A 24173-nucleotide genomic window follows, 5' to 3' on the forward strand; every position below is an offset into this window, starting at 1 on the left:
CATCGGTGTAGGGGGCATCGGGCTGCACCGGACCGTGTGCGCGGAGTACTCTTCCTTGATCACTGGAGGGGTAGCGGAAGGCGGTGCACGGGTGAGCTCGGGAGGTCTGGAGCTGCCCCCTGGTGACGGCGGTCACGAGGGCGGCCCTGCGGCGGAGGCCCCCGGCGGCGGCCCCGGCGGGGTCGTGGCCGGTGCGGTGTCCCTGGCGGGGTCGGCGACGGCCGGGAGCGTGCGCACCGGGGTCGAACTGGACTGGGGCGCGGACGCCTGGACCGAGGTCCGCACCCGCGCGCAGCGGGCCGGCCGTGCGTACATCTGGCTGAACCTCATCGAACAGCGGTTGCGGGCCGTGGTCGGGGCGGTGCTCCGGCCGATCTACGAGCCCGTGCACGGCGAGGACGACTGGGTGGTCGCCGCCGCCGGGCCCGCCGGGCAGGAGTGGGTGCAGCGCGCCGTCGCCGTCCGCGAGGTCAGCCGCCGCAAGGGCTACCTGCTGGACCCGGCCGACGACAACGTGCTCAGTTTCCTGACCCTGCCGCAGTTGCGCGAGCTGATGGTCCAGCACTGGCCCTGCTTCGAGCCGTACTTCGACGACCGGCGCGAGATCGAGCTGGCGCTGGACGAGCTGGAGGTCACCCGGAACGTCGTCTCGCGCAACCGCGCCCTGTCCCAGGCGGTGCTGTCCCAGGCGGAACGGGCCTCGGCCCGGCTGTTGGAGGTGCTCGGGGGCGGCTCCGGCAGCCCGTCGGCGGAGCGGCTGCCGATCGACGCCGTCGAGGACCTGGTGGGCGACCGGTACGCCGACGTGGTCTCGGTCCATCCCGACCGGGTCCGGCTGCAGCGGCAGCTGCCGGCGGAGGACCTGTTCGGCGGGGCGCGCCGGCTCGACGCGATCGGGATAGGCCTGAACCTGCTGGTCCAGAACTACTCCGGGCGAAGACTCGTCCGGCTGGTCGAGGCCGGCTGCCGGGTGCGGCTGCTCTTCCTGAACCCGGCCAGCAGCGCGGTCAAGCGGCGCGAGCGGGAGCTCGGGCTGCGCAAGGGCGAGCTGAGCCGCTCGGTGGAGATGAACATCCTGCACGTGCGCCGGGTGCGGGCCGGGCTGCGCGACCCCTCCGGCTTCGCCATCCACGTCTTCGACGAGACCCCGCGCTTCACCGCGTACCTGGTGGAGGGCGAGTCCTCGGGGATCGCCGTGGTCCAGTCGTACCTGCGGCGGGCGCGGGGCATGGAGGCGCCGGTGCTCGTGCTGCGGGGCGGCGGGCGCGCCGTCGCCCGTGACGTGGATCACGGTCTGTTCCCCACCTACCGCGAGGAATTCGAGTCCGTGTGGCAGGACTCCCGCCCGGTGTCGTGACTGTCAGTGGCCCGTGGCAGGCTGAAAGTCGTTGTCCGGGCCGGGCGGTCCGGCGGGACGGGGGAGGCACGGCCATGGGGGAGTGGCACAGGGGAGAGCTGGTCGGGTTCGACCTGGAGACGACCGGCACCGAGCCGGGGGAGTCGCGGATCGTCACGGCCGCGGTGGTGCAGGTCCGTGACGGGGAGGTGCACGGCCGCCGGGGCTGGCTCGCCGATCCGGGCATACCGATCCCGGCGCAGGCGTCGGCGATCCACGGCATCAGCACCGAACGGGCCGCCGCGCAGGGCCGGCCGGCCCGGGAGGTGGCCGACGAGGTGGCCGGGGCGCTGGTGGAGCGGTGGCGCCGGGGCGCGGTGGTCGTCGCGTACAACGCCGCCTTCGACCTGACCCTGCTGAGCGCGGAGCTGGCCCGGCACGGGCTGCCGTCGCTCGCGGACCGGCTGGAGGGGGCGGGGATGCCCGGGGAAGGGACCGGACCGGTGGTGGATCCGCTGACCATCGACCGCGCGGTGGACCGCTACCGGCGCGGCAAGCGGACGCTGGAGGCGGTCTGCGGGGTCTACGGGGTCGAGCTGGACCGGGCGCACGACGCGGGCGCCGATGCCCTGGCGGCGGTCCGGGTGGCCCGCGCGATAGCCGTCCGCCACCCGCGGGTGGCGGAGCTCACCCCGGCGGACCTGCACACCCGCCAGACCACCTGGTACGCCCGCTGGGCCCGCGACTTCGAGTCCTACCTCCGCCGCGAGGGCACCCCTGACGCGGTGATCGACACGGCCTGGCCCCTGCGCCCCCTGACCCCGACGGCGGCCTGACGTTCCCGCGGGGGCGGGGGTGCGGGCCGAGGCGGCACGGATCCGTGCCCACCGCGGGCCGCCGCGCGCACGCCGCCGCCGCGGGCAGGCGCCTGCCCGCCGCCCGGCCGTCCGGCCACTGCCCGGCCATACGCCCGGCCGTGCGGCCACCGCCCGGCCGTGCGGCCACCGCCCGGTCGTGCGGCCATACGCCCGGCCGTGCAGCCACCGCCCGGGCGTGCGGCCAGCGCCGGGCCACCGCCCGGCCGCGCAGCCGCCGTCCGGCTGGCGTGCGGCCGCGTAGCCACCGCCCGGCTGGCGCACAGCCGTGCGGCCAGCGTCCGGCCGTGCGGCCAGCGCCGGGCCAGCGCTGGGCCGCGCAGCCGCCGTCCGGCTGGCGTGCGGACGCGTAGCCACCGCCCGGCTGGCGTGCGGCCGGGCAGCCACCGCCCGGCTGGCGCCCGGCCGTGAGGCCAGCGGCCGGCCGTGAGGCCAGTGCCGGGCCGTCCGGCAGCCGCCCGGCCGTCGGGCCACCGCCCGGCCGTCCGGCCAGCGCCCGGCCGTGCGGCCAGCGTTGGGCCAGCGCCGCGCCGTCCGGCCACCGCCCCGCCGCCCGGCCAGTCCTGCGGCCACCGCCCGGCCGTCCGGCCACCGCCCGACCGCGCAGCTACCACCCCGCCCGTGCGGCCAGCGCCGGGCCGTCCGGCCCGTGCTCGGCTGGTGGTGGTCAGAACGGGTGCCAGCGGACTTCCGTGGCGCGTTCGCGCAGGGAGGTGACGCGGCGGCGGAATTCGGCCAGGGCGCCCGGGTTGGTCGGTGCGTGCTGGGCGATCCAGGCGCAGCTGGCCGTCTCCCGGGCGCCGCGCAGCAGCGCGCAGCCCGGCCAGTCGCGCACGTCCCAGCCGTAGGCGCGGACGAACTCCTCGTACGCCTCGTGCGCCAGCCCGTACCGGTCGCGGGACAGCGCCATCACCACCAGGTCGTGCTCGCGCAGGTCCGTGGAGAAGGTCTCCAGGTCCACCAGGACCGGCCCGTCCGGGCCCACGTGGACGTTGCGCGGCAGGGCGTCGCCGTGGATGGCCCCCGGGGCCAGGTGCGGGGTCAGCTCGGCCACCTCGGCGGCGTAGGCGTCCCGGCGCGCCCGCAGGTACGCCGCGTCCGCCGGGTCGATCGCGCTGCCGGCCAGCCGTAGCCAGCGCTCCACGCCGCCCAGCAGGTCCCGGCGCGGCAGCTCGAACGGCGCCGCCGGCAGCTCGTGCACCCGGCGCAGCAGCAGCGCCAGGTCCTCCGGTCCGGCCGGGCGGACCGCGTCCGGCAGCCGGTGCCACAGGGTCAGCGCATGGCCCTCCGCCCGCCGCGGCGCGGGCTCGGCCGCGCGCACCGCCGGCACGCCGGCCTCCTCCAGCCAGCCCGCGACCGCCAGTTCGCGGGTGGCCCGGTCCAGCAGCTCCGGGTCGGCGCGGCCGACCTTCACCACGAGGTCCCCGGCCGCGAACACGGCGTTCTCGCCCAGTGCCAGCAGGGTCGCGCCGCCGTCCGGCAGCCCGGCCGCCGCCAGCGCCTTCCTGGCCTGTGCCTCGTCCATCTCGTACTCCGGCTCCGGATCGTCGTCTCTGCGGTCCCGGACGTCCCTGCCTTCCCAGGTCCCCCGGACCACCCAAGTTTCCCAGGGTCCCCAGGGCTTCCGCCCGCCGGTGCCGTGGCGGGCGCGCCGTCGCCGTCCGTGCCGCCCACCCAGTTGCACGAGACGTCTCGTCTCGTTAGAGTTCTCGCATGACCACAGCCGAACGCCCCGCCCACATCGCCATGTTCTCCATCGCCGCCCACGGCCACGTGAACCCGAGCCTGGAGGTGATCCGCGAGCTCGTGGCCCGGGGCCACCGGGTCAGCTACGCCATCCCGCCGGCCTTCGCCGACACGGTGGCGCAGACCGGCGCCACGCCCGTCCCCTACACCTCGACGCTCCCCACCGACGACGACCCCGACGCGTGGGGCACCGAACTCATCGACCAGATCACCCCCTTCCTCGACGACGCGATCCAGGCGCTGCCGCAGCTCGCGGAGGCCTTCGCCGGGGACGAGCCGGACCTCGTCCTGCACGACATCACCTCCTACCCGGCCGCCGTGCTGGCCCACCGCTGGGGCGTCCCGGCGGTCTCCCTCTCCCCGAACCTGGTCGCCTGGGAGGGCTACGAGGAGGAGGTGGCCGAGCCCCTGTTCGCGCCGCTGCGCGCCTCCGAACGGGGCCGGGCCTACTACGCGCGCTTCCGCGCCTGGCTCGACGAGAACGGCATCGCCACCGACCCCGACCGGTTCGTCGGCCGCCCCCGCCGCAGCCTCGTCCTCATCCCCCGCGCCCTCCAGCCGCAGGCCGACCGGGTCGACCCGGCCGTGTACACCTTCGTCGGCACCTGCCAGGGCGACCGTTGTGCCCAGGGCCACTGGGAGCAGCCGGCCTCGGCCCGGGGCAAGAAGGTCGTACTGGTCTCCCTGGGCTCGTCCTTCACCAAGCAGCCGGCCTTCTACCGTGCCTGCATCGACGCCTTCCGGGACCTGCCCGACTGGCACGTCGTCCTCCAGATCGGCCGCTTCACGGACGAGGCCGAGCTCGGGGAGATCCCGGGCAACGTCGAGGTCCACCGCTGGGTGCCGCAGCTCGACGTGCTGCGCCAGGCCGACGCCTTCATCACCCACGCCGGCGCCGGCGGCAGCCAGGAGGGCCTGGCCACCGCCACCCCGATGGTGGCCGTGCCGCAGGCCGTCGACCAGTTCGCCAACGCCGACGTCCTGGCCGCCCTCGGCGTCGCCCGGCACGTGCCGATGGCCGAGGCCGACGCCGCCACCCTGCGGGCGGCCGTCCTGGAGCTGGTCGCCGACCCCCGGGTGGCGGCCCGGGCCGAGGCGATCCGCGCGGAGATGGCGGCCGAGGGCGGGGCACCCCGGGCCGCCGACCTCATCGAGGCGGAACTGTCGTAGCCGTGCCCTACCGTGCCCCCATGACGCACACGAGGACGTACGCGGCGCTGCTGCGCGGGATCAATGTCGGCGGCAACAAGAAGGTGCCCATGGCCGAGCTGCGGACGGTCATGGAGGGCCTGGGCCACGACGCGGTCCGGACGTACCTGCAGAGCGGCAACGCCGTGTTCCGCAGCGACCGCACCGACCCCGTGGCGCTCGCCCGGGAGCTGGAGGCGGCCATCGAGGCCCACTTCGGCTTCCGGGTGCCGTGCCTGGTGGTCGACGGCGCCCACCTGCGCGCCGTCGTGGCCGCCTGCCCCTTCCCGGCCGCCGAGCTCCAGGGCAAGCAGCTGCACGCCACGTTCCTGTCGGAGCAGCCCGCCGAGGACCGGTTCGCCGGCATCGACGCCGCGGCGTTCCTCCCCGAGGAGTTCCGCCTCGGCGACAAGGTGATCTACCTCTACGCCCCCGACGGCCTCGGCCGCTCCAAACTCGCCGAGGCCCTGGCCCGTCCGTCCCTGCTCAAGGGCATCGACGCCACCACCCGCAACTGGAACACGGTCCTCAAGCTGGTCGACCTGACCACCTCCTGACCCTCCGTCCGCCTCTCCGGCTGTCCCGCGGCCCTCCCTCCGGCCGTCCCCGCCCGCCCCGACAAAATCGGATGTGCGGACCTGTCCGACGTTGTTACGTTCGGTGCGTGCCGAAGCTGAATCAGATCATCGCCGTGGAAAAGGGCGTCAAGTCCAAGTCCCTCCAGGAACTCACCCAGGCCCATCACGACGTCCAGAAGCCCGCGCTGCTCGCCGGGATCTCCCGGACGTACCAGCCCAAGGACGAGGAGGGCGAGCAGCTGCCGCCCGAGTCCACGCGGGTCCAGATCAAGGCCGAGGACGTCCTGCGTGCCACGGCGGGGACCCTGACCCGGCTGTTCGACGTGACCGCGACCAAGGACTGGGCCAACCGGTCCGCCGCCGCCGACGTCGTCGTGGACGGCACCGTCCTGCTCCCGCAGGTCCCGGTCCCGTACCTGCTCTTCCTGGAGAAGCAGCTCACGGACCTGCACACCTTCGTGCGCAAGCTGCCCGTCCTGGACGCGTCGGAGTCGTGGAGCCCGGACCCCTCGACCGACTGCTGGAAGACGGACCCGGTCCGCACCATCCGCACCAAGAAGGTGCCCCGCAACCACGTCAAGGCCGAGGCCACCGAGAAGCACCCGGCGCAGGTCGAGGTGTACTACGAGGACGTCCCGGTCGGGCACTGGACGACCGTGAAGTTCTCCGGGGCGCTGCCCGCCCGCCGGGTGAACGAGCTGCTGGACCGTGTCGAGAAGCTCCAGCAGGCCGTCAAGTTCGCCCGCGAGGAGGCCAACGGCACCGAGGTCACCGACCAGCGCATCGGTGACGCGGTGTTCGGCTACCTGTTCCGGTAGCCCACAGATCGCCCTCCGTGCGAGCGGAGGGTGCGCGAAGAGCGCAAGCTGACACTGATGTCGAAGCTGAACCGGGAAGCGGCGAGCCGTCGCCCCCGTCATCCTCAGATTCTCGCTCCAGTCTCAGCATTCGCCGCCGAACGCCGGATCGACCGGGCGCGGACGATCATCGACGGACGGGGGTTCAAGTCCCCCCTGCACCTCTTTCCCCTCGCTTCCCGTGGTGCGGTAGTTCAAAGGCAGAACACGTCGATCTCAGCATGATCCGCGCCCTTCAACGCCGCCGGCGTGCGCAATTGGGTGGCACTCAGGAGCCCGGGAGCTGGGTCTGCTCCCGGGCCCCGTCACGTTCCGGGGCCACCCCGTAGGCTGCCGCCATGCGTTATCTGATCATCGGCGCGGGCGCGGTCGGCGCCACCATCGGAGGCCGGCTCGCCGAGGCCGGTCGGGACGTCGTGCTCGTCGCCCGGGGCGTCCACGCGCGCGCCCTGCGCGACCAGGGCCTGACCCTCACCACCGCCCAGGGCACCCGCGTGCACCGGCTCCCCGTGGCCACGGACCCCGAGGAGCTCGGCGCGCTGCGCCCCGACGACGTGCTCCTGCTGTGCGTCAAGACCCAGGACGCCGTCGCCGCCCTGGAGACCTGGGGCGACGCGGAGGTCGCCGGCGGCGGCACGGCCGCGCAGCGGCTGCCGGTGTTCTGCGCGCAGAACGGGGTCGAGGGCGAGCGCATGGCGCTGCGCCGCTTCGACCGCGTCTACGGCGTCTGCGTCTGGCTGCCCTCCGACTTCCTGGAGCCCGGCAAGGTCTCGGCGCTGTGCGCGCCGCTCACCGGGATCCTGCACCTCGGCCGGGCCGCGGGCGGGGCCGACGCCACCGCGCGGCGGTTCGCCGCCGACCTGGAGGCGGCCGGGTTCGAGGCACCGGTCGTCGAGGACGTGATGCGCTGGAAGTACGCCAAGCTCCTGGGCAACCTCGGCAACGCCGTCCAGGCCACCACCGGCCCGGAGCCCGCCCCGGCCAAGGCGGCCCTGCTGCTGCGGGCGATCCGCGAGGCCAAGGCCGTGTTCGAGGCCGCCGGCATCGCCTACGCCTCCGACGCCGAGCAGTCCGCCGCCCGCGAGGGCAAGGTCGTCCCGCCCCCGGGCGTACGCGGCGGCTCGTCGTGGCAGAGCCTGCACCGCGGGACCGGTTCCATCGAGGCCGACTACCTGAACGGGGAGATCTCCCTGCTGGGCCGGCTGCACGGCGTGCCGACCCCGGTGAACGAGACCCTCCGCCACGCGGCGAACATCTTCGCCCGCGAGGGCCTGCCGCCCGGCTCCATGTCCATCGCCGACCTCACGGCACTCGCGGACGAGGCCGAAGGGCGCGCGCAGGGCCGGGCCTGAGCCCGGGTCACCACCCGGCCCGGGTCACCACCCGGCCCGGGTCACCACCCGGCCCGGGTCACCACCCGGCCCGGGTCACCGCCCGGCGGGATCAGGCCGAGCGAGGTCAGGCCGACAGGGCCGGGCGGGCCGGGGCGGCGGGCGACAGGGCGGCCTCGTAGCGGGTGAGCAGCAACGCGGCCAGTTCCGGGGACGGGCCCAGGACGTCGGCGACGACGTCCGCGCCCGCCGCGGCGGCACCGGCCGCGATCCGGTCCGGGAGCCGGCCGGGCGCGATGACGTACGGGGCCACGGCCACCCGCCGCACGCCTTCGGCGCGCAGCGCCCGTACGGCGTCCTCCGTACGGGGCAGAGCGGCGGAGGCGAACGCAGGCCGCACGGCGCACCAACCGGTGTGCCGCCACTCCCGCGCGATTTCTGCGATCACTGCGATCGCCTCCGGGTCGGTGGACCCGGCGGACGCCAGCACCACACCGGTGCCGGCGCGGTCCGCCGGGGTCAGGCCCGCCTCCGCCAGACGACGTTCCAGCGTCGCCGTCAGCAGCGGGGACGGGCCGAGGACGTCCGCGATGCGGACGGTCAGGTCCGGCAGGCGGGCGGAGGACTCCGCCAGCGCCGCCGGGACGTCGGCCTTCGCGTGGAAGGCACGGGTGAGGAGCAGCGGCAGGGCCACCACCTCGCGGACCCCCGACAGGTACAGCGAGGACAGCGCCTGGCCGACCGACGGGGTGGTGAAGTCCAGGTACGCGGTCTCCACCCGCAGCCCGGGCCGCAGTGAGCGCACCCGCTCGGTGAGCGCGTGCACGGTGGCCGCGTGCCGCGGGTCGCGGCTGCCGTGGGCGACGACCAGCAGGGCGGGCAGCGGAGCAGCGGACATGATCAGCTCTTCACCAGCAGGCCACGGCTGCGCAGCACCCACCGCTCGACCGGGCTGAAGACCAGCAGGTCGATCGCGATGCCCACGACCAGGATCAGGATGATCGCCAGGAACACGCCCGGCAGGTCGATGTTGTTGCGGCCGTTCTCCAGCAGCTGGCCCAGGCCCAGCCCCAGGTCGGGGGAGGAGGCGATGATCTCCGCGGCCATCAGCGAACGCCAGGAGAACGCCCAGCCCTGCTTCAGCCCGGCCAGGTAGCCGGGCAGCGCGGCCGGCATGACCACGTGCCAGGTGCCCTTGAAGCCGGTGGCGCCCAGGGTGCGCCCGGCCCGCAGGAACAGCGGCGGGACCTGGTCCACGCCCGACACCAGGCCGTTGGCGATGGACGGGACGGCGCCCAGCAGGATCACCGTGTACATCATGGCGTCGTTCAGGCCGAACCAGAGCACGGCCGGCGGCACCCACGCCACCGACGGCAGCGACTGCAGGCCCGACAGGACCGGGCCGATCGCGGCGCGGACGAACGTCACCCGGGCCACCAGCAGGCCCAGCGGGGTGCCGATGGCCAGGGCCAGCAGGAAGCCGAACAGGCCGCGCGAGACCGAGGTCCAGATGACCTCCAGCAGCGTGCCCTTGAGCCACATCTGCTCCAGGCCGTGCCACACCGCGGACGGCGCCGGCAGCTTGGTCGGGTCGGTGACCTTCGCCGAGACCAGGACCTGCCACACGGCGAGGACGAGCGTGACCGCCAGCGTCGGCGGCAGGACCTTCTTCAGGAGGACCTCGCGCACCGGCGTACGCCGGATCTCGACGGCGTCCAGGGCGTCGAGACCGGCCTCCAGACCGGCAAGGTCGTCCGTCTTGGCCCGGGGGGCGGTGTCAGTGCTGGCCATGGCGGCGGATCTCCCCACGCAGATGTTCAGTGATCTCCAGCGACAGCTCCGCGACGGCCGCGTCCTCGATCCGGCGCGGCTGCGGGATGTCGACGGTCCACTCCTTGGCCACCCGGCCCGGCCGGGAGGACAGCAGGACCACGCGCTGGGCCAGCCGCACGGCCTCGCGCACGTTGTGCGTGACGAAGAGGACCGACAGGTCCGTCTCCTCCCAGATCCGGGTCAGCTCGCCGTGCAGCACGTCCCGGGTGATGGCGTCGAGCGCCGCGAACGGCTCGTCCATCAGCAGCAGGTCGCTGGCCTGGGCCAGGGCCCGGGCCAGGGCCACCCGCTGGCGCATGCCGCCGGACAGCTCGTGCACCCGCTTGCCGTACGCGCCCCCGAGCCGGACGAGCTCCAGCAGCCGCTCGGCCTCCGGCCGGCGCTCGGCCTTGGGCACGCCCCGCAGCCGCAGGGCCAGTTCGATGTTCTTGCCCGCGGTCAGCCACGGGAACAGGGCGTGCTCCTGGAACATCAGCGCCGGGCGCCCGCCGGGGGTCTCGATCGACCCCGCGGACGGCGCGTCCAGGCCGGCGACCAGGTTGAGGAGCGTGGACTTGCCGCACCCCGAGGCCCCCAGGATGGTGACGAACTCGCCGGGGGCGACATCGAGGCTGATGTCGTCCAGGACGAGCTGCGCACCGGCCGGGCCGGGGAAGGACTTCGAGACGTGCTCGATGCGGGCGGCGTGCGCCGCCGCCACTGCGGTGGCTCCCTCGGCAGCCTTGGCAAGCGTCGTGGCCATGATCGTCACCTCCTGGGGACTACGGGACGTGCGGGGTTACTTCGCGCCGAGACCGGCGTCGGAGACCTCGGGCTTGCCGGCGGCCTTGAGCACCTTGTTCAGGAGCGTCAGGTCGTAGATGCCGGTCAGGTCGGGCTGCTCGACGAGCTTGGCCTTGACCGCCCAGTCCGACTCCGTCTTCAGCGTCGTGGCCAGCGGGTCGTCGGTGACGAGGATGCTCTGCCACGCCGGGTCGAGGACCTTGGCGTCGAGACCCTTGCCGGTCTCCTTCTCCAGCGCCGCGTTCGCCGAGGTCTTGGCCTTGTCCGGGTTGGCGGTGATCCACTCGTTGGTCTTCACCGTGCCGCGCAGCACGGCCTCGACCACGTCCGGGTGGGCCTTGAGGAACTTCTGCGACACCACGATGTTGGTGATCACGAACTTCTTGTCGGGCCACAGGCTGGTCTCGTCCAGCAGCACCGAGCCGCCGTCGGCGACGAGCTTGGAGGCGGTCGGCTCCGGCACCCAGGCGCCGTCGATGGAGCCGGTCTTGAAGGCGTCCGGGGTGACCTTGTTGTCCGTGCGGACCACGGAGACGTCGCCCTTGCCGGACTCCGGGTCGACCTTCCAGCCCTTCTCGGCGATCCAGTTGAGGAACGCCACGTCCTGCGTGTTCCCCTTCTGCGGGGTGGCGATCTTCTTGCCCTTGACGTCGTCCAAGGTCTTGATCTTCTCCGGGTTCACCACCAGCTTGACGCCGCCGGAGGCGGAACCGGAGATGATCCGCAGGTTGGAGCCCTTGGACTTCACGTAGCCGTTGATGGCCGGCGAGGGGCCGATGAAGCCGATGTCCAGGGAGCCGCCGTTGAGGGCCTCGATCTCGGACGGGCCGGCGTTGAAGGTCTGCGGCTTGATGGCCGTGCCGCCGAGCTCCTTGGCGATCAGGCCCTCCTGGAGGCCGACCAGGGCGGTGGCGTGCGTCAGGTTCGGGAAGTACCCGATCCGGACCTCGGAGGCCGACAGCTTGGCGCCGTCCGCGGCGGACGCGGTGGCGGCGGACTTGTCCTCGCTCTTGTCGGCCTGGGCGCCGTAGCCGCAGGACGCGAGCGCACCGATCAGCAGCGGCAGGGAGGCGGCGGCGGCGACGCCGCGCAGGGTGGTGCGGGTGGTACGGGTGGCAGGCACGGAGGACTTCCTCTCGGACGTCGTCAGCTCATGACGGACGTCTTCGTCTGTGGTACGGGTCGAGTTCTGTTGCATGGGGGGTGTGGGCGCGCATGCGGTGCGCGTACGTCATCGCGCACATCGGGCCACGCCTCCCTGGCCGCTGCCGGTGCGGCCGCTGCCGATGCGGCCGCCTTCCTTGGCGAAGCTGGCGTACATGTCGGTCCGCATCGTTCAGAAGTCCCAGCCCTCTTCGTCCTGGACCGCCCCTTCGGGGGCCCGGGAGGCGAAGGACTCGCCCGCCATGCCCGCCGCCAGGGTGGTGCCGTCGGCCGGGTCGATCAGCAGGAAGGACCCGGTGCGGCGGGAGTCGGCGTACGCGTCGAGCGCGAGCGGCTCGGCGGTACGGACGACCACCCGCCCGATGTCGTTGGCCACCAGCTGCCCGGGCTCCGGGTGCTGGGAGAGGTCGTCCAGCGTCAGCTTGGACGGGATCTCCTTGACGATGGCCTTGACCGTGCGCGTGGTGTGCTTCAGCAGCACCCGGGCCCCGACCGCGAGCGGCTGGTCGGCCACGTGGCAGACCGTCGCCTCGACGTCCTGGGTGGTGGCCGGGGCGCTCGCGCTCGGCGCGATCAGGTCGCCGCGCGAGATGTCGATGTCGTCCGCCAGCCGCAGCGTCACCGACTGCGGGGCCCAGGCGATGTCCACCGGCTCACCGAGCGCGTCGATGCCCTCGATCACCGAGGTCCGGCCCGACGGCAGCACCGTGACGGCCTCGCCGACGCGCAGCACGCCGGAGGCGATCTGGCCGGCGTAGCCGCGGTAGTCGGGGTGCTCGGCGGACTGCGGGCGGATCACGTACTGCACCGGGAACCGGGCCGGGCAGGCCGTCAGGTCGTGGCTGACCGGCACGGTCTCCAGGTGCTCCAGCACGGTCGGGCCGCCGTACCAGTCCATGTTCGCGGAGGGCTCCACCACGTTGTCGCCGGCCAGCGCGGAGATCGGGATCGCGGTGATCTCCGGGACGCCCAGTCCGGTGGCGTACGCGGTGAACTCGTCGGCGATGGCGGCGAAGACCGACTCCTCGTAGCCGACGAGGTCCATCTTGTTGACGGCGAGGACCACGTGCGGCACGCGCAGCAGCGCGGCCACGGCCGCGTGCCGGCGGGTCTGCTCGACCACGCCGTTGCGGGCGTCGACCAGGACCACGGCCAGCTCGGCGGTGGAGGCGCCGGTGACCATGTTCCGGGTGTACTGCACGTGCCCGGGGGTGTCGGCCAGGATGAACCGGCGCCGGGCCGTCGCGAAGTAGCGGTAGGCCACGTCGATGGTGATGCCCTGCTCGCGCTCGGCCCGCAGGCCGTCGGTCAGCAGTGCCAGGTCGGGGGCGTCCTGACCGCGGTCGGCGGACACCCGCTCCACGGCCTCCAGCTGGTCCTCCAGGACCGACTTGGAGTCGTGCAGCAGCCGGCCGACCAGGGTGGACTTGCCGTCGTCGACGGAGCCCGCGGTCGCGAAGCGCAGCAGCGTGGTGGCGCTGAGCTGCTCGGTGGTGCTGGTCATGGCTAGAAGTACCCTTCGCGCTTGCGGTCTTCCATCGCGGCCTCGGACAGCTTGTCGTCGGCGCGGGTCGCGCCCCGCTCGGTCAGGCGGGACACGGCGATCTCGGCGATCACGGCGTCGAGCGTGGTGGCGTCGGAGTCGACGGCACCGGTGCAGGACATGTCACCGACGGTGCGATAGCGGACGAGCCGCTTCTCGACGGTCTCGTGCTCCTTGGGACCGCCCCACGCGCCGGCCGTCAGCCACATGCCGGCCCGCAGGAACACCTCCCGCTCGTGGGCGAAGTAGATCTCCGGCAGCTCGATGCCCTCGCGGGCGATGTACTGCCACACGTCCAGCTCGGTCCAGTTGGACAGCGGGAAGACGCGCACGTGCTCGCCCGGCGCGTGGCGGCCGTTGTAGAGCTGCCACAGCTCGGGACGCTGGCGGCGCGGGTCCCACTGGGAGAACTCGTCGCGCAGCGAGAACACCCGCTCCTTGGCGCGGGCCTTCTCCTCGTCGCGGCGCCCGCCGCCGAACACGGCGTCGAAGCGGTGCTGCTGGATCGCCTCCGTCAGCGGGACGGTCTGCAGCGGGTTGCGGGTGCCGTCGGGGCGCTCGCGCAGCGTGCCGGCGTCGATGTAGTCCTGGACGGAGGCCACGTGCAGCCGCAGGTTGTGCCGTGCGACGGTGCGGTCGCGGTAGTCGAGGACCTCGGGGAAGTTGTGCCCGGTGTCCACGTGCAGCAGGGCGAACGGCACCGGGGCCGGGGCGAACGCCTTCAGCGCCAGGTGCAGCATGACGATGGAGTCCTTGCCGCCGGAGAACAGGATCACCGGCTTCTCGAACTCGCCCGCCACCTCGCGGAAGATGTGCACGGCCTCGGACTCCAGGGAGTCCAGGTGCGACAGGGCGTACGGCGCGTCCGCGCCGGCGGACGCGTCGTGCAGGTGCGCGGCGGTGGTCATGCCAGACCCCTCTCGGTGAGCAGCGCGTACAGGGAGCCGGCCGACTCCTGGACGGACTGGGTGTGCGACTCGATGCGCAGGTCCGGGGACTGCGGAGCCTCGTACGGGTCGTCCACCCCGGTCAGCCCGGAGATCTCGCCCGCCGCCTGCTTGGCGTACAGGCCCTTGACGTCGCGCTCGGAGCACACCTCCACGGGGGTGGCCACGTGCACCTCCAGGTACGCGGTACCGGCGGCGGAGTGCCGCTTCGCGACGGCCTCGCGGCTGTCGGCGTACGGGGCGATGACCGGGACCAGTGCCTTGACGCCGTTGCTGGCGAGCAGTTCGGCCACGAAGCCGATCCGCTGGACGTTGGTGTGCCGGTCCTCGCGGGTGAAGCCCAGCCCGGCCGAGAGGAACTCGCGGATCTCGTCGCCGTCGAGGACCTCCACCCGGTGGCCCTCGCCGCGCAGCCGCTCGGCCAGCGCGTGGGCGATGGTGGTCTTGCCCGCGCTCGGCAGACCGGTCAGCCACACCGTGGCCCCCTGGTCCGTCACGCTCATCTGCTTCTCCGTAAGTTCCGTCATCAGCCGTGCAGCCCGCACTCGGTCTTGGCCCGGCCCGCCCAGCGGCCGGCCCGCGCGTCCTCGCCCTCCGCCACCCGGCGGGTGCAGGGGGCGCAGCCGACCGAGGCGTAGCCGTCCATCAGCAGCGGGTTGGTGAGGACCCCGTGCTCCACGACGTACGCGTCCACATCGTCCTGGGTCCAGCGGGCGATCGGCGAGATCTTGACCTTCTGCCGCTTCTCGTCCCAGCCGACCACGGGGGTGTTCGCCCGGGTGGGGGACTCGTCCCGGCGCAGGCCGGTGGCCCACGCCCGGTACCGGGTCAGGCCCTGCTCCAAGGGCTTGACCTTGCGCAGTGCGCAGCACAGGTCGGGGTCGCGGTCGTGCAGCTTCGGGCCGTACGCGGCGTCCTGCTCGGCGACCGTCTGCCGCGGGGTGAGGGTGATGACGTTCACGTCCATCACGGCCTCGACCGCGTCACGGGTGCCGATGGTCTCCTCGAAGTGGTAGCCGGTGTCCAGGAACACCACGTCCACGCCGGGCAGGACGCGGGACGCCAGGTGGGCGACGACCGCGTCCTCCATGGAGGAGGTCACGCAGAACTCCTTGCCGAAGGTGTCGGCCGCCCACGTCAGGATCTCCAGGGCGGAGGCGTCCTCCAGCTCGCGGCCCGCCTGCTCGGCGAGTGCTCTGAGGTCCGTACCGACGGTGGTCATATGTCTTCCCCTCCCGTGCCGTTGGTGCGAAGTCCCCGGGCCAGCAGCCCGAGGTACTTCAGCTGGAAGGCCCGGTTGCACGACCGGCATTCCCAGGCGCCGTGGCCCTGCTCGTGGGGGAACAGGTCCTCGTCGCCGCAGTAGGGGCAGTAGAAGGGGGCGGCGCGCTCGCTCACGACAGCGCCTCGTCACTGGCGCGGCCGACCCAGGCCGCGAACCGCTCGCCGTCCTCGCGCTCCGCCTCGAAGCGCTTGACGACGCGCTCGACGTAGTCGGGGAGTCCGTCCTTGGTGACCTTCAGGCCGCGGACCTTGCGGCCGAACCCGGCCTGGAGGCCGAGGGCGCCGCCGAGGTGGACCTGGTAGCCCTCCACCTGGTTGCCCTCGTCGTCCAGGACCAGCTGGCCCTTGAGACCGATGTCCGCCACCTGGATACGGGCGCACGCGTTCGGGCAGCCGTTGATGTTGATGGTCAGCGGCTCGTCGAAGTCGGGCAGCCGGCGCTCCAGCTCCTCGATGAGGGTCTGGCCGCGCTGCTTGGTCTCGACGATCGCCAGCTTGCAGAACTCGATGCCGGTGCAGGCCATCGTGCCGCGCCGGAACGGCGAGGGGGTGACCCGCAGGTCCAGCGCCTCCAGGGCGGCGACCGCGGAGTCGACCCGGGCCTCCTCGATGTCCAGCAGGATCATCTTCTGGTCGGCGGTGGTGCGCAGCCGGCCGGAGCCGTGCTGCTCCGCCACGTCTGCGATCTTGTTCAGGATCGTCCCGTCCACCCGGCCCACGCGCGGGGCGAAGCCGATGTAGAAGCGGCCGTCCCGCTGCCGGTGCACGCCCATGTGGTCGCGCCAGCGGCCGGCGGGCTCCTGCGGCGCGGGGCCGTCGGTGAGCTTGCGCCGGAGGTACTCGTCCTCCAGGACCCGGCGGAACTTCTCGGCGCCCCAGTCGGCGACGAGGAACTTCAGCCGGGCGCGGGTGCGCAGCCGGCGGTAGCCGTAGTCACGGAAGATCGAGATGACGCCCTCGTAGACGTCCGGGACCTCCTCCAGCGACACCCAGGTGCCCAGGCGGACGCCGAGCTTGGGGTTCGTGGACAGGCCGCCGCCGACCCAGACGTCGAAGCCCGGGCCGTGCTCGGGGTGCTCGACGCCGACGAAGGCGATGTCGTTGATCTCGTGCGCCACGTCCAGCAGCGGCGAGCCGGAGATCGCGGACTTGAACTTGCGGGGCAGGTTGGAGAAGTCCTTGTTGCCCACGATGCGGCGGTAGATCTCGTCGATGGCGGGGGTGCCGTCGATGATCTCGTCCTCGGCGATGCCGGCGACCGGCGAGCCGAGGATGACGCGCGGGGTGTCGCCGCAGGCCTCGGTGGTGGACAGGCCGACGGCCTCCAGCCGGCGCCAGATCTCCGGGACGTCCTCGATCCGGATCCAGTGGTACTGCACGTTCTGCCGGTCGGTGATGTCGGCGGTGCCCCGGGCGAACTCCTCCGAGATCTCGCCGATCACCCGCAGCTGCTGGGTGGTCAGCCGGCCGCCGTCGATGCGGACGCGCAGCATGAAGTACTTGTCGTCCAGCTCCTCCGGCTCCAGGACCGCGGTCTTGCCGCCGTCGATCCCGGGCTTGCGCTGGGTGTACAGACCCCACCAGCGCATGCGTCCGCGCAGGTCGTTGGGGTCGATCGAGTCGAATCCGGTCTTGGAGTAGATCGTCTCAATGCGTGTCCGCACGTTGAGACCGTCGTCGTCCTTCTTGAACTGCTCGTTGCCGTTGAGGGGGGTGTGGTGACCGACGGCCCACTGGCCCTCACCGCGGTGACGGCCGGTCTTGCGGCGCGCGGCTGCGGGAGCGGCAGCGGGCTTCTCGGTGGTCTCGGCCATGGCGGTGTGTCCTTCTTCGGCGAGTAGAGGGCAGGGTGGAGGCCTTGCGGACTGCCCTGTCGGTCTACGTTGACCTGCGGTTTCGCCAGCGGGTGCGGCTCAGCGGATCCACTGCTGTCGGGCAGCGGACCGGCGCGGTGTCAGGGGGTGCAAGGGTGTCGACGGCGGTTGGCTGGATCTGTCAGCTCGCCGGACAGATGGCGCTGGACATGCGGCCGAGGTCGACGTGACGTCGACTCACCAAGGCGATTCCAGCTCCATTCATGGCGGAAGCGTGTCATGGGCCTCTTGGAGGAGTCCACTACTGTCCATGATGTGGACAGAACCGTCCCGAATAGCGGACTGATGTGGCCCGGGTCACCCTGCGAAGGAGAGGCGCATGTCCGAAAAGCCGGGTGCCGCGCGCCCGGGCGGTCGCGCGGCACCGGTGAAGGGTGGGGCGGGCGGGGCCTAGGCGCCCGGCCACGGTCCCGGGGTGGGGGTGTCGGCCTTCTCCTCGGTCTCCGTCCGGAAGACCGTGAAGCCGCGCTTGAGATAGTTGTCCATCGCCGTCGGCCCGTCCTGGCTGCACGTGTGCAGCCACACCCGGGTCGTCGCCGCCCGGCCCGGCCAGCGGTCCGCCAGGTCCCAGGCCCGCGCCGTACCCACCGTCAGCAGGTGACCGCCGATCCGGCGGCCCCGGAAGTCCGGCAGCAGCCCGAAGTAGAGGATCTCCACCACCCCGTCGTCCTGCGGGTCCAGCTCCACGTACCCGGCCGGGGTACCCCGGTCGTACGCCACCCACGTCTCCACGCCCGGCCGCTCCAGGTGCGCCGCCCACTCGGCACGCGTGAGCGCCAGCCGGTCCGTCCAGTGGATGTCCCCGCCCACCGAGGCGTACAGGAACCGGCTGAACTCCGGCGAGGGCACCTCGGCCCGCTCGATACGGATCTCCGGCCCCGGCACGGTCGCGGGGACCAGCTCGGCCGGCGAGTCCATGGCCAGGGACCAGGTCGTCAAGGTGATGGTGCTGTCGCTCATGCCGTTCAGGGAACCACGCCCGCCCCCGGCCGGCCCAGGCGGGCCCTGATCACACTCGGCGCCGTCGAGTGCGGCAGCAGCGTCAGCGGGTCCGCCGGACGCAGCACCTCGACCTCGACGTCGTCCGCGAACCGGTACGGCCGGTGGGCCAGCACCCCCGCCAGGGTCCGCCGCACCCGGGAGAGCTCCGCCCGCACCGTCACCGTCCGCGTCGGATCGCCGAACAGCTCTTCGGCCAGCTCCGCGGCCGACCGCCCCCGCGGGCTCTCCGCCAGCAGGAACAGCAGCTCCGCGTGGCGCGGGCTCAGCTCCTGCGACCAGCTCCCGCCCGCCCCGCACACCGTCGCCGACCAGTCCCGCGGCCGGCGCACGTCCAGCACCACCCGGCCGGCCCCCGCCGGCTCCTGCTCCCGGTCCAGCCGCAGCAGCCAGCCCCCCGGCAGCGGCTCGGCCGTGCACTCGCCCAGCGGATGGATCCACACCCGGCCCGGCCCGAAGCCCTTCGGCAGCGGCACCCGGTCCGCCGGGGCCAACCCGGTGGCCGCCGCCGTCCAGCCGTGCGCGTCCACGGCCAGCGCCCGGCCACCCAGCCGGGCCAGCACCGGCGCCGACACCGCCCGCAGCCGCTCCAGCGACTCCAGGTGCCGGATCCGCAGCTCCCGCTCGGCGAGCTTGGCCACCGCGTTCACCCAGGCCGGCGTCGCCGGGTGCATCGTGGCCAGCGGCCCGCTGACGTCCACCACCCCCAGCAGCGACCCGTCGCGCGGGTCGTGCACGGGCGCCCCCGTGCACGTCCACTCGTGGTGGCTGGAGACGAAGTGCTCCGCCGAGAACACCTGCACCGGACGCCGGGCCACCAGCGCGGTCCCCACCCCGTTGGTGCCGACCACCGCTTCGCCCCAGTCCGCGCCCACCGAGAACCCCAGCCGGTCGGCCTTGCGCAGGATCGGCGGGGCCCCCTCCCGCCACAGCAGCCGGCCGTCCGGATCCGCCACCACCATGATGTGCAGGGCCCCGTCCAGACTCGGCAGCAGCCCCTCGCGCAGCACCGGCAGCACCTGCCGCAACGGCGACAGGTGCCGCCGCTCCTCGGTCTCCGCCGCCGACAGCACCCGCGCCCGGGCGTCCCGGTCCGGGTGCACCCCGCCCGCCAGCATCCGCCGCCAGGACTCGGCGATCTCCGGGCGCGGCCGGGCCGGCGGCCGGGTCCCCGCCAGCGCCGCCGCCCGAACGCCCTGCAGCAGGCGCATCGCGTCACGCGCGTCCATGGCCGACAGACGAGCCAGATCGACAGCGGTGTGGGACACCCGGATCCTCCCCCGGTGCGGCGTACGTACGAGGCGTGGCGATGCAACCGTACGCAACTCTCGCCACCCCTCGGTCGCCCGACCGAAACTGTGCCGACGCCGCCCCGCGGCGTCACAGCTCCTCCTCGGGGGCTTTCGGGGCGGGGGTGGCGCCGAGTCGGCGCGGCGCCACTCCCGCCCCAACAGGTGAACGGGCCCGGATCCGGGGGCGCGGGGGGTTGGGGACCCCCTATCCCTCGATCCGCGCCCGTGCCACGATCGACTCCAGGTCCAGGCTGTGCGGGAGCGTGCCGAAGGCCGCACCCCAGTCACCGCCCAGCCGCGACGCACAGAACGCGTCCGCGACCTCGGCCGGCGCGAACCGCACCAGCAGCGAACCCTGGAGCACCAGCGCCATCCGCTCCACCACCCGCCGGGCGCGCGCCTCGATGCCCTCCAGGTCCGCCAGCTCCGTCAGCAGGTCCTTGACCGCCGCGTCGAGCCGGTGGTCCGCGCCGCGCGCCAGCCCCACCTCCGTCAGGAACGCGTTCAGCGCCTGCGGCTCCCGCTGCAACGCCCGCAGCACGTCCAGGGCCTGGACATTGCCCGAGCCCTCCCAGATCGAGTTCAGCGGGGACTCGCGCAACAGCCGCGGCAGCCCCGACTCCTCCACGTACCCGTTGCCGCCCAGGCACTCCAGCGCCTCCGCCACCGTCGGCGTACAGCGCTTGGTCACCCAGTACTTGGCCGCCGGCACCGCGATCCGCAGGAACGCCTGCTCCCGGGCGTCGCCCGACTCCTGGACGGCGTCCTGGGCGGCCGCCAGCCGCAGCATCAGCGTGGTCGCCGCCTCCGTCTCCAGCGCCAGGTCGGCCAGGACGTTGCGCATCAGCGGCTGCTCGATCAGCCGGGCCCCGAACGCCGAGCGGTACGCGGTGTGGTGCAGCGCCTGGGTCACCGCCTGGCGCATCACCGCCGCCGAACCGATCACGCAGTCCAGCCGGGTGGCCGCCACCATCTCGATGATGGTGCGCACCCCGCGCCCCTCCTCACCGACCCGGCGGGCCCAGGTCCCGTCGAACTCCACCTCGCCGGAGGCGTTCGACCTGTTGCCCAGCTTGTCCTTCAGCCGCTGGATCGCGAAGACGTTCCGGGTACCGTCCGGCAGCACCCGGGGCACCAGGAAGCAGGTCAGCCGGTCCTCCCCGCCGGCCGATGCCTGCGCCAGCACCAGGAACCCGTCCGACATCGGCGCCGAGCAGAACCACTTGTGCCCGGTCAGCAGGTACTCGCCCGGGGCGTCCAGCGGCACCGCCCGGGTCCGGTTGGCCCGTACGTCGCTGCCGCCCTGCTTCTCGGTCATCCCCATGCCGAAGATCACCCCGGCCTTGTCCGCGGCCGGCCGCAGCCCCTGCTCGTACACGTGCGAGGTCAGCCGCGGCTCCCACTCGGCCGCCAGCTCCGGGTCGGCGCGCAGCGCGGGGACGGCCGCGTGCGTCATCGACACCGGGCAGCCGTGACCGGCCTCGGCCTGCGACCACACGAAGAACCCGGCGGCCCGCCGCAGGTGCCCGGCCGGACGCCCCCAGGCGTCGGTCAGCCCCGAGGTCACCGCGTGCCCGAGCAGCCGGTGCCAGGCCGGGTGGAACTCGACCTCGTCGATCCGGTTCCCGCACCGGTCGTGGGTGCGCAGCACCGGCGGGTTCTCGTTGGCCAGCCGGCCCCATTCCTGGGCCTGCGCGGACCCGGCCGCCCGGCCGAGGCCGGAGAGCTCGGCGCGTACCTCGTCGAGGAGCGGGGAACCGGCCGGTCCGAGGTGCCGTTCGACGCCCTCGACGAGGGCCGGGTCGGCGCCGTAGACGTCGTGGCCCACGAGCGGCGGGGCCTGGTTGCTGACTGTGTGGGTGGTGGCTGCCATGCCGATACGGTAAAGACGTGCAGCCTGCAAATGAAACACCCGAGCGGCCCCCGGGCCGGCTCCACCGGGCCCGTGCCCTGTACCGCAACGTGTCCAAGCGCAGGACGGGCTGGCTGCTGCTCAAGGACACGGTCAACTCGTGCATCGAGTACCGCATCCTCGGGCTCGCGGCGGAAGCCGCGTTCTTCACGCTCCTCTCGCTCCCGCCGCTGTTCCTGGGCCTGCTCGGCCTGCTCGGCTACGTCGACACCTGGACGAGCACCACCACCGTGGCCAGCATCGAGGAGAACATCCTGCACGCCGTCGGCACGGTCCTGTCCGACCGCGGCGTCAACGACATCGCCAAACCGCTCCTGGACGACGTCACCCGCCGGGGCCGCCCCGACATCATCTCGCTCGGCTTCGCGTTCGCGCTGTGGTCGGGCTCGCGGGCGGTGAACGTCTTCATCGACACCATCACCGTGATGTACGGCCTGGACGGCGTCCGCGGCATCGTCAAGACGCGCCTGCTGGCCTTCCTTCTGTACGTGGTCGCGCTGCTGATCGGTGCGGTGGTGCTGCCGCTGATGGTGGTCGGCCCGGACGCGGTGATCCGGCTGGTGCCGTGGAGCACCGAGGTCATCGCGGTCCTGTACTGGCCCACGGTCACCCTGCTGTCCATCGTCTTCCTGACGACGCTCTACCACGTGTCCGTGCCGGTGCGTTCACCGTGGATCGAGGACGTGCCCGGGGCGCTGGTCGCCCTCGCGATGTGGGTGCTGGGCAGCTTCCTGCTGCGGATCTACCTGACGAACACGGTGGAGGGCCCGACGATCTACGGCTCGCTGGCCGCGCCGGTGGCGGTGCTGCTGTGGATCGGCATCTCCGCGTTCGCGGTGCTGGTCGGAGCCGCCGTGAACGCCGCGATCGACCGGGTCTGGCCGTCGGTGGCGACGGCCGCGGCCCGCGAGGCCAACGAGCGCGTGCGCGAGGCGGAGGCGGCCCAGCTGGTGGCCCGGGCCGCGGCGTGGCGGGCGCTGGCGGAGGGCGAGTCGGAGGACGACGAGGACGCGGGGACTCCGTCGGAGTTCCCGGAACGCTGGTCGAAGTTCCTCCCCCCGGACGACTACACCGCCAGGCTCCGCAAGGAACGCCACCCGCATCCGTGAGCCGGGCCCGGGCCGGGTGCGCGGACCAGGCCCACCCGGTCGCCGTCAGCTCGGCGTACACCGTGTGCACCCGTGCGGGGGTCCCGCACAGGAATGCGAGTCCGAGGGGGTCCGGAGCGGCCGGGAAACAAATCGGTGGCGGGCCGGACACCCGGGTGGTTACGGTGAGCCCGTTCACGTCGAGTGACGCCGAACCCGTGCAATGTGCATGGCACAGGAGGTGAGTCCATTGATGACTGTCGCTGCGCTGGGCGCTGCCCGCTCCCCGAAGACCATCGATCTCGTTCCTGTGGCCACCGGCTGACACTCCGTCTCCTCCCTCGCGCCGTGCGCGCGTTGCCGGGGCCACCCTGGTGAAGGGTTCCCCTTGACTTCCCACGCTCTTTCTTCTTCCCTCACTTCCTCCTCCTCGGCCCCGTCCGCGCCGTCGCTGGCCGCGCTCGGCTGGGACGAGGCGTGGGCGGCCGCGTTCGCCCCGTACGCCGAGGCGGGCCTGGTGGCCGGCCGGGTGGTGCGGGTCGACCGCGGTCAGTGCGACGTCCTCACCGAGGACGGGCCGGTCCGTGCCGACACCGCCTTCGTCACCCCGCACGACCCCCTGCGGGTGATCTGCACGGGTGACTGGGCCGCCGTCGAGGCGGCCGGCAACCCGCGGTACGTCAAGGCGTACCTGCCGCGGCGGACCGCGTTCGTGCGGTCCACCTCCTCGCAGCGCTCGGAGGGCCAGATCCTGGCCGCCAACGTCGACCACGCCGTCATCGCGGTGTCGCTCGCGGTCGAGCTGGACCTCGGGCGCATCGAACGGTTCCTGGCCCTGGCCTGGGAGTCGGGCGCCCAGCCGCTGGTCGTGCTGACCAAGGCGGACCTGGTCCCGGACCCGGTGACCCTGGCGCACCTGGTGCAGGACGTGGAGACCGCGGCGCCGGGCGTGCAGGTGCTCACCGTGTCCTCGCACACCGGCGAGGGCACGGACGTGCTCGGCGCGGTCGTCGCCGACGGGACGAGCGTACTGCTCGGCGCGTCCGGCGCCGGCAAGTCCACCCTGGCCAACGCGCTGCTCGGGGCCGACGTGATGGAGGTCCAGGCCACGCGCGACGTCGACGGCAAGGGCCGGCACACCACGACCACCCGCAACCTGCTGCTCCTGCCGGGCGGCGGCGTCCTCATCGACACGCCGGGGCTGCGCGGGGTGGGGCTGTGGGACGCCGGGACCGGCGTCGGCCAGGTGTTCTCGGAGATCGAGGACTTCGCCGAGCAGTGCCGCTTCCACGACTGCGCGCACGTCGCGGAGCCGGGCTGTGCGGTGCTGGCCGCCGTGGCGGACGGCACGCTGCCGGAGCGGCGGCTGGAGTCGTACCGGAAGCTGCTGCGCGAGAACCAGCGCATCGTGGCCAAGACCGACGCCAGGCTGCGGGCGGACCTCCGGCGCGACTGGAAGCAGAAGTCGGCCGAAGGCCGAGCCAACTACGCCGCCAAACGCGGCCCGCACGCCTGACCCCCGATCCCGGCGCTGCGCCCCGGC

Annotated in this window: 23 protein-coding genes; 8 read left to right on the forward strand and 15 right to left on the reverse strand. The window is 73.3% G+C overall.

Going from position 1 to position 24173, the window contains the following annotated elements; all coding sequences use genetic code 11:
- Positions 1-91: 91 nt before the first annotated feature.
- Positions 92-1357, forward strand: a complete 1266-nt coding sequence (locus tag EF918_RS00555) for an SAV2148 family HEPN domain-containing protein (RefSeq protein WP_125638750.1) — start codon at positions 92-94, stop codon at positions 1355-1357.
- A 74-nt stretch (positions 1358-1431) separates the two neighbouring features.
- On the forward strand, positions 1432-2172 hold the full coding sequence (locus tag EF918_RS00560; protein WP_125638754.1) for a 3'-5' exonuclease: 741 nt from the start codon (positions 1432-1434) through the stop codon (positions 2170-2172).
- Between the two features lie 706 nt (positions 2173-2878).
- Here EF918_RS00560 and EF918_RS00565 read toward each other — a convergent pair.
- Positions 2879-3736 carry a phosphotransferase enzyme family protein gene (locus tag EF918_RS00565; protein ID WP_125638757.1) on the reverse strand — a complete coding sequence of 286 codons (858 nt, stop codon included), beginning with the start codon at positions 3734-3736 and terminating at the stop codon, positions 2879-2881.
- Between the two features lie 188 nt (positions 3737-3924).
- Here EF918_RS00565 and mgt point away from each other — a divergent pair, with 188 nt between their 5' ends.
- From mgt to EF918_RS00585, 4 genes are all read left to right on the forward strand, one after another.
- Complete coding sequence (mgt, locus tag EF918_RS00570) at positions 3925-5127, forward strand: macrolide-inactivating glycosyltransferase (RefSeq protein ID WP_125638760.1); 1203 nt, start codon at positions 3925-3927, stop codon at positions 5125-5127.
- Positions 5128-5147: 20 nt separating this feature from the next.
- Entirely contained in the window at positions 5148-5702 is a 555-nt protein-coding gene (locus tag EF918_RS00575; protein WP_125638763.1) for a DUF1697 domain-containing protein, read from the forward strand.
- A gap of 107 nt (positions 5703-5809) precedes the next feature.
- On the forward strand, positions 5810-6541 hold the full coding sequence (locus EF918_RS00580; protein WP_125638766.1) for a hypothetical protein: 732 nt from the start codon (positions 5810-5812) through the stop codon (positions 6539-6541).
- A gap of 377 nt (positions 6542-6918) precedes the next feature.
- Entirely contained in the window at positions 6919-7932 is a 1014-nt protein-coding gene (locus EF918_RS00585; RefSeq protein ID WP_125638769.1) for a ketopantoate reductase family protein, read from the forward strand.
- 106 nt (positions 7933-8038) lie between these two features.
- Here the strand turns inward: EF918_RS00585 and EF918_RS00590 are convergent, their stop codons facing one another.
- The 14 genes from EF918_RS00590 to EF918_RS00650 all read right to left on the reverse strand — a co-directional run bounded on the left by EF918_RS00590 (position 8039) and on the right by EF918_RS00650 (position 21503).
- Positions 8039-8809, reverse strand: a complete 771-nt coding sequence (locus tag EF918_RS00590; protein WP_125638772.1) for a sirohydrochlorin chelatase — start codon at positions 8807-8809, stop codon at positions 8039-8041.
- A gap of 2 nt (positions 8810-8811) precedes the next feature.
- A complete protein-coding gene (locus tag EF918_RS00595) occupies positions 8812-9702 on the reverse strand; it encodes an ABC transporter permease (RefSeq protein WP_125638775.1) in 891 nt (296 codons plus the stop codon).
- On the reverse strand, positions 9689-10486 hold the full coding sequence (locus EF918_RS00600; RefSeq protein WP_125638778.1) for an ABC transporter ATP-binding protein: 798 nt from the start codon (positions 10484-10486) through the stop codon (positions 9689-9691). The genes EF918_RS00595 and EF918_RS00600 overlap by 14 nt, the downstream gene beginning before the upstream one ends.
- Positions 10487-10522: 36 nt before the next feature.
- Positions 10523-11650 (reverse strand): aliphatic sulfonate ABC transporter substrate-binding protein, encoded by a 1128-nt coding sequence (locus EF918_RS00605; protein ID WP_125638781.1) that lies wholly within the window; start codon positions 11648-11650, stop codon positions 10523-10525.
- A gap of 213 nt (positions 11651-11863) precedes the next feature.
- Positions 11864-13195 carry a sulfate adenylyltransferase subunit 1 gene (locus tag EF918_RS00610; protein ID WP_125638784.1) on the reverse strand — a complete coding sequence of 444 codons (1332 nt, stop codon included), beginning with the start codon at positions 13193-13195 and terminating at the stop codon, positions 11864-11866.
- 2 nt (positions 13196-13197) lie between these two features.
- Complete coding sequence (gene cysD / locus EF918_RS00615; RefSeq protein ID WP_125638787.1) at positions 13198-14142, reverse strand: sulfate adenylyltransferase subunit CysD; 945 nt, start codon at positions 14140-14142, stop codon at positions 13198-13200.
- Entirely contained in the window at positions 14139-14684 is a 546-nt protein-coding gene (gene cysC / locus EF918_RS00620; protein WP_260609667.1) for an adenylyl-sulfate kinase, read from the reverse strand. The genes cysD and cysC overlap by 4 nt, the downstream gene beginning before the upstream one ends.
- Before the next feature lie 23 nt (positions 14685-14707).
- On the reverse strand, positions 14708-15403 hold the full coding sequence (locus EF918_RS00625; RefSeq protein WP_125638793.1) for a phosphoadenylyl-sulfate reductase: 696 nt from the start codon (positions 15401-15403) through the stop codon (positions 14708-14710).
- The gene (locus EF918_RS00630; protein WP_125638796.1) at positions 15400-15579 is read right to left on the reverse strand and encodes a hypothetical protein; all 180 of its coding nucleotides are present in this window, start codon (positions 15577-15579) and stop codon (positions 15400-15402) included. Before EF918_RS00630 ends, EF918_RS00625 begins: the two co-directional genes overlap by 4 nt.
- Entirely contained in the window at positions 15576-17279 is a 1704-nt protein-coding gene (locus tag EF918_RS00635) for a nitrite/sulfite reductase (protein WP_125638799.1), read from the reverse strand. Before EF918_RS00635 ends, EF918_RS00630 begins: the two co-directional genes overlap by 4 nt.
- Positions 17280-17460: 181 nt before the next feature.
- Positions 17461-17544: a putative leader peptide gene (locus EF918_RS38915; protein ID WP_309550570.1), complete on the reverse strand. Its 84-nt coding sequence runs from the start codon at positions 17542-17544 to the stop codon at positions 17461-17463.
- A gap of 185 nt (positions 17545-17729) precedes the next feature.
- Positions 17730-18299, reverse strand: a complete 570-nt coding sequence (locus EF918_RS00640) for a GNAT family N-acetyltransferase (protein WP_125638801.1) — start codon at positions 18297-18299, stop codon at positions 17730-17732.
- Positions 18300-18304: 5 nt separating this feature from the next.
- Positions 18305-19606, reverse strand: a complete 1302-nt coding sequence (locus tag EF918_RS00645) for a GAF domain-containing protein (protein ID WP_125638804.1) — start codon at positions 19604-19606, stop codon at positions 18305-18307.
- A 229-nt stretch (positions 19607-19835) separates the two neighbouring features.
- Positions 19836-21503, reverse strand: coding sequence for an acyl-CoA dehydrogenase family protein (locus EF918_RS00650; protein ID WP_125638808.1), 1668 nt, complete (start codon positions 21501-21503; stop codon positions 19836-19838).
- Between the two features lie 17 nt (positions 21504-21520).
- Here EF918_RS00650 and EF918_RS00655 point away from each other — a divergent pair, with 17 nt between their 5' ends.
- Positions 21521-22651, forward strand: coding sequence for a YihY/virulence factor BrkB family protein (locus tag EF918_RS00655; RefSeq protein ID WP_125638812.1), 1131 nt, complete (start codon positions 21521-21523; stop codon positions 22649-22651).
- 367 nt (positions 22652-23018) lie between these two features.
- Complete coding sequence (rsgA, locus tag EF918_RS00660; protein ID WP_125638815.1) at positions 23019-24146, forward strand: ribosome small subunit-dependent GTPase A; 1128 nt, start codon at positions 23019-23021, stop codon at positions 24144-24146.
- Positions 24147-24173: the final 27 nt, after the last annotated feature.

The organism is Streptomyces sp. WAC06614 (assembly GCF_003949795.1).
Taxonomy (GTDB): domain Bacteria; phylum Actinomycetota; class Actinomycetes; order Streptomycetales; family Streptomycetaceae; genus Streptomyces.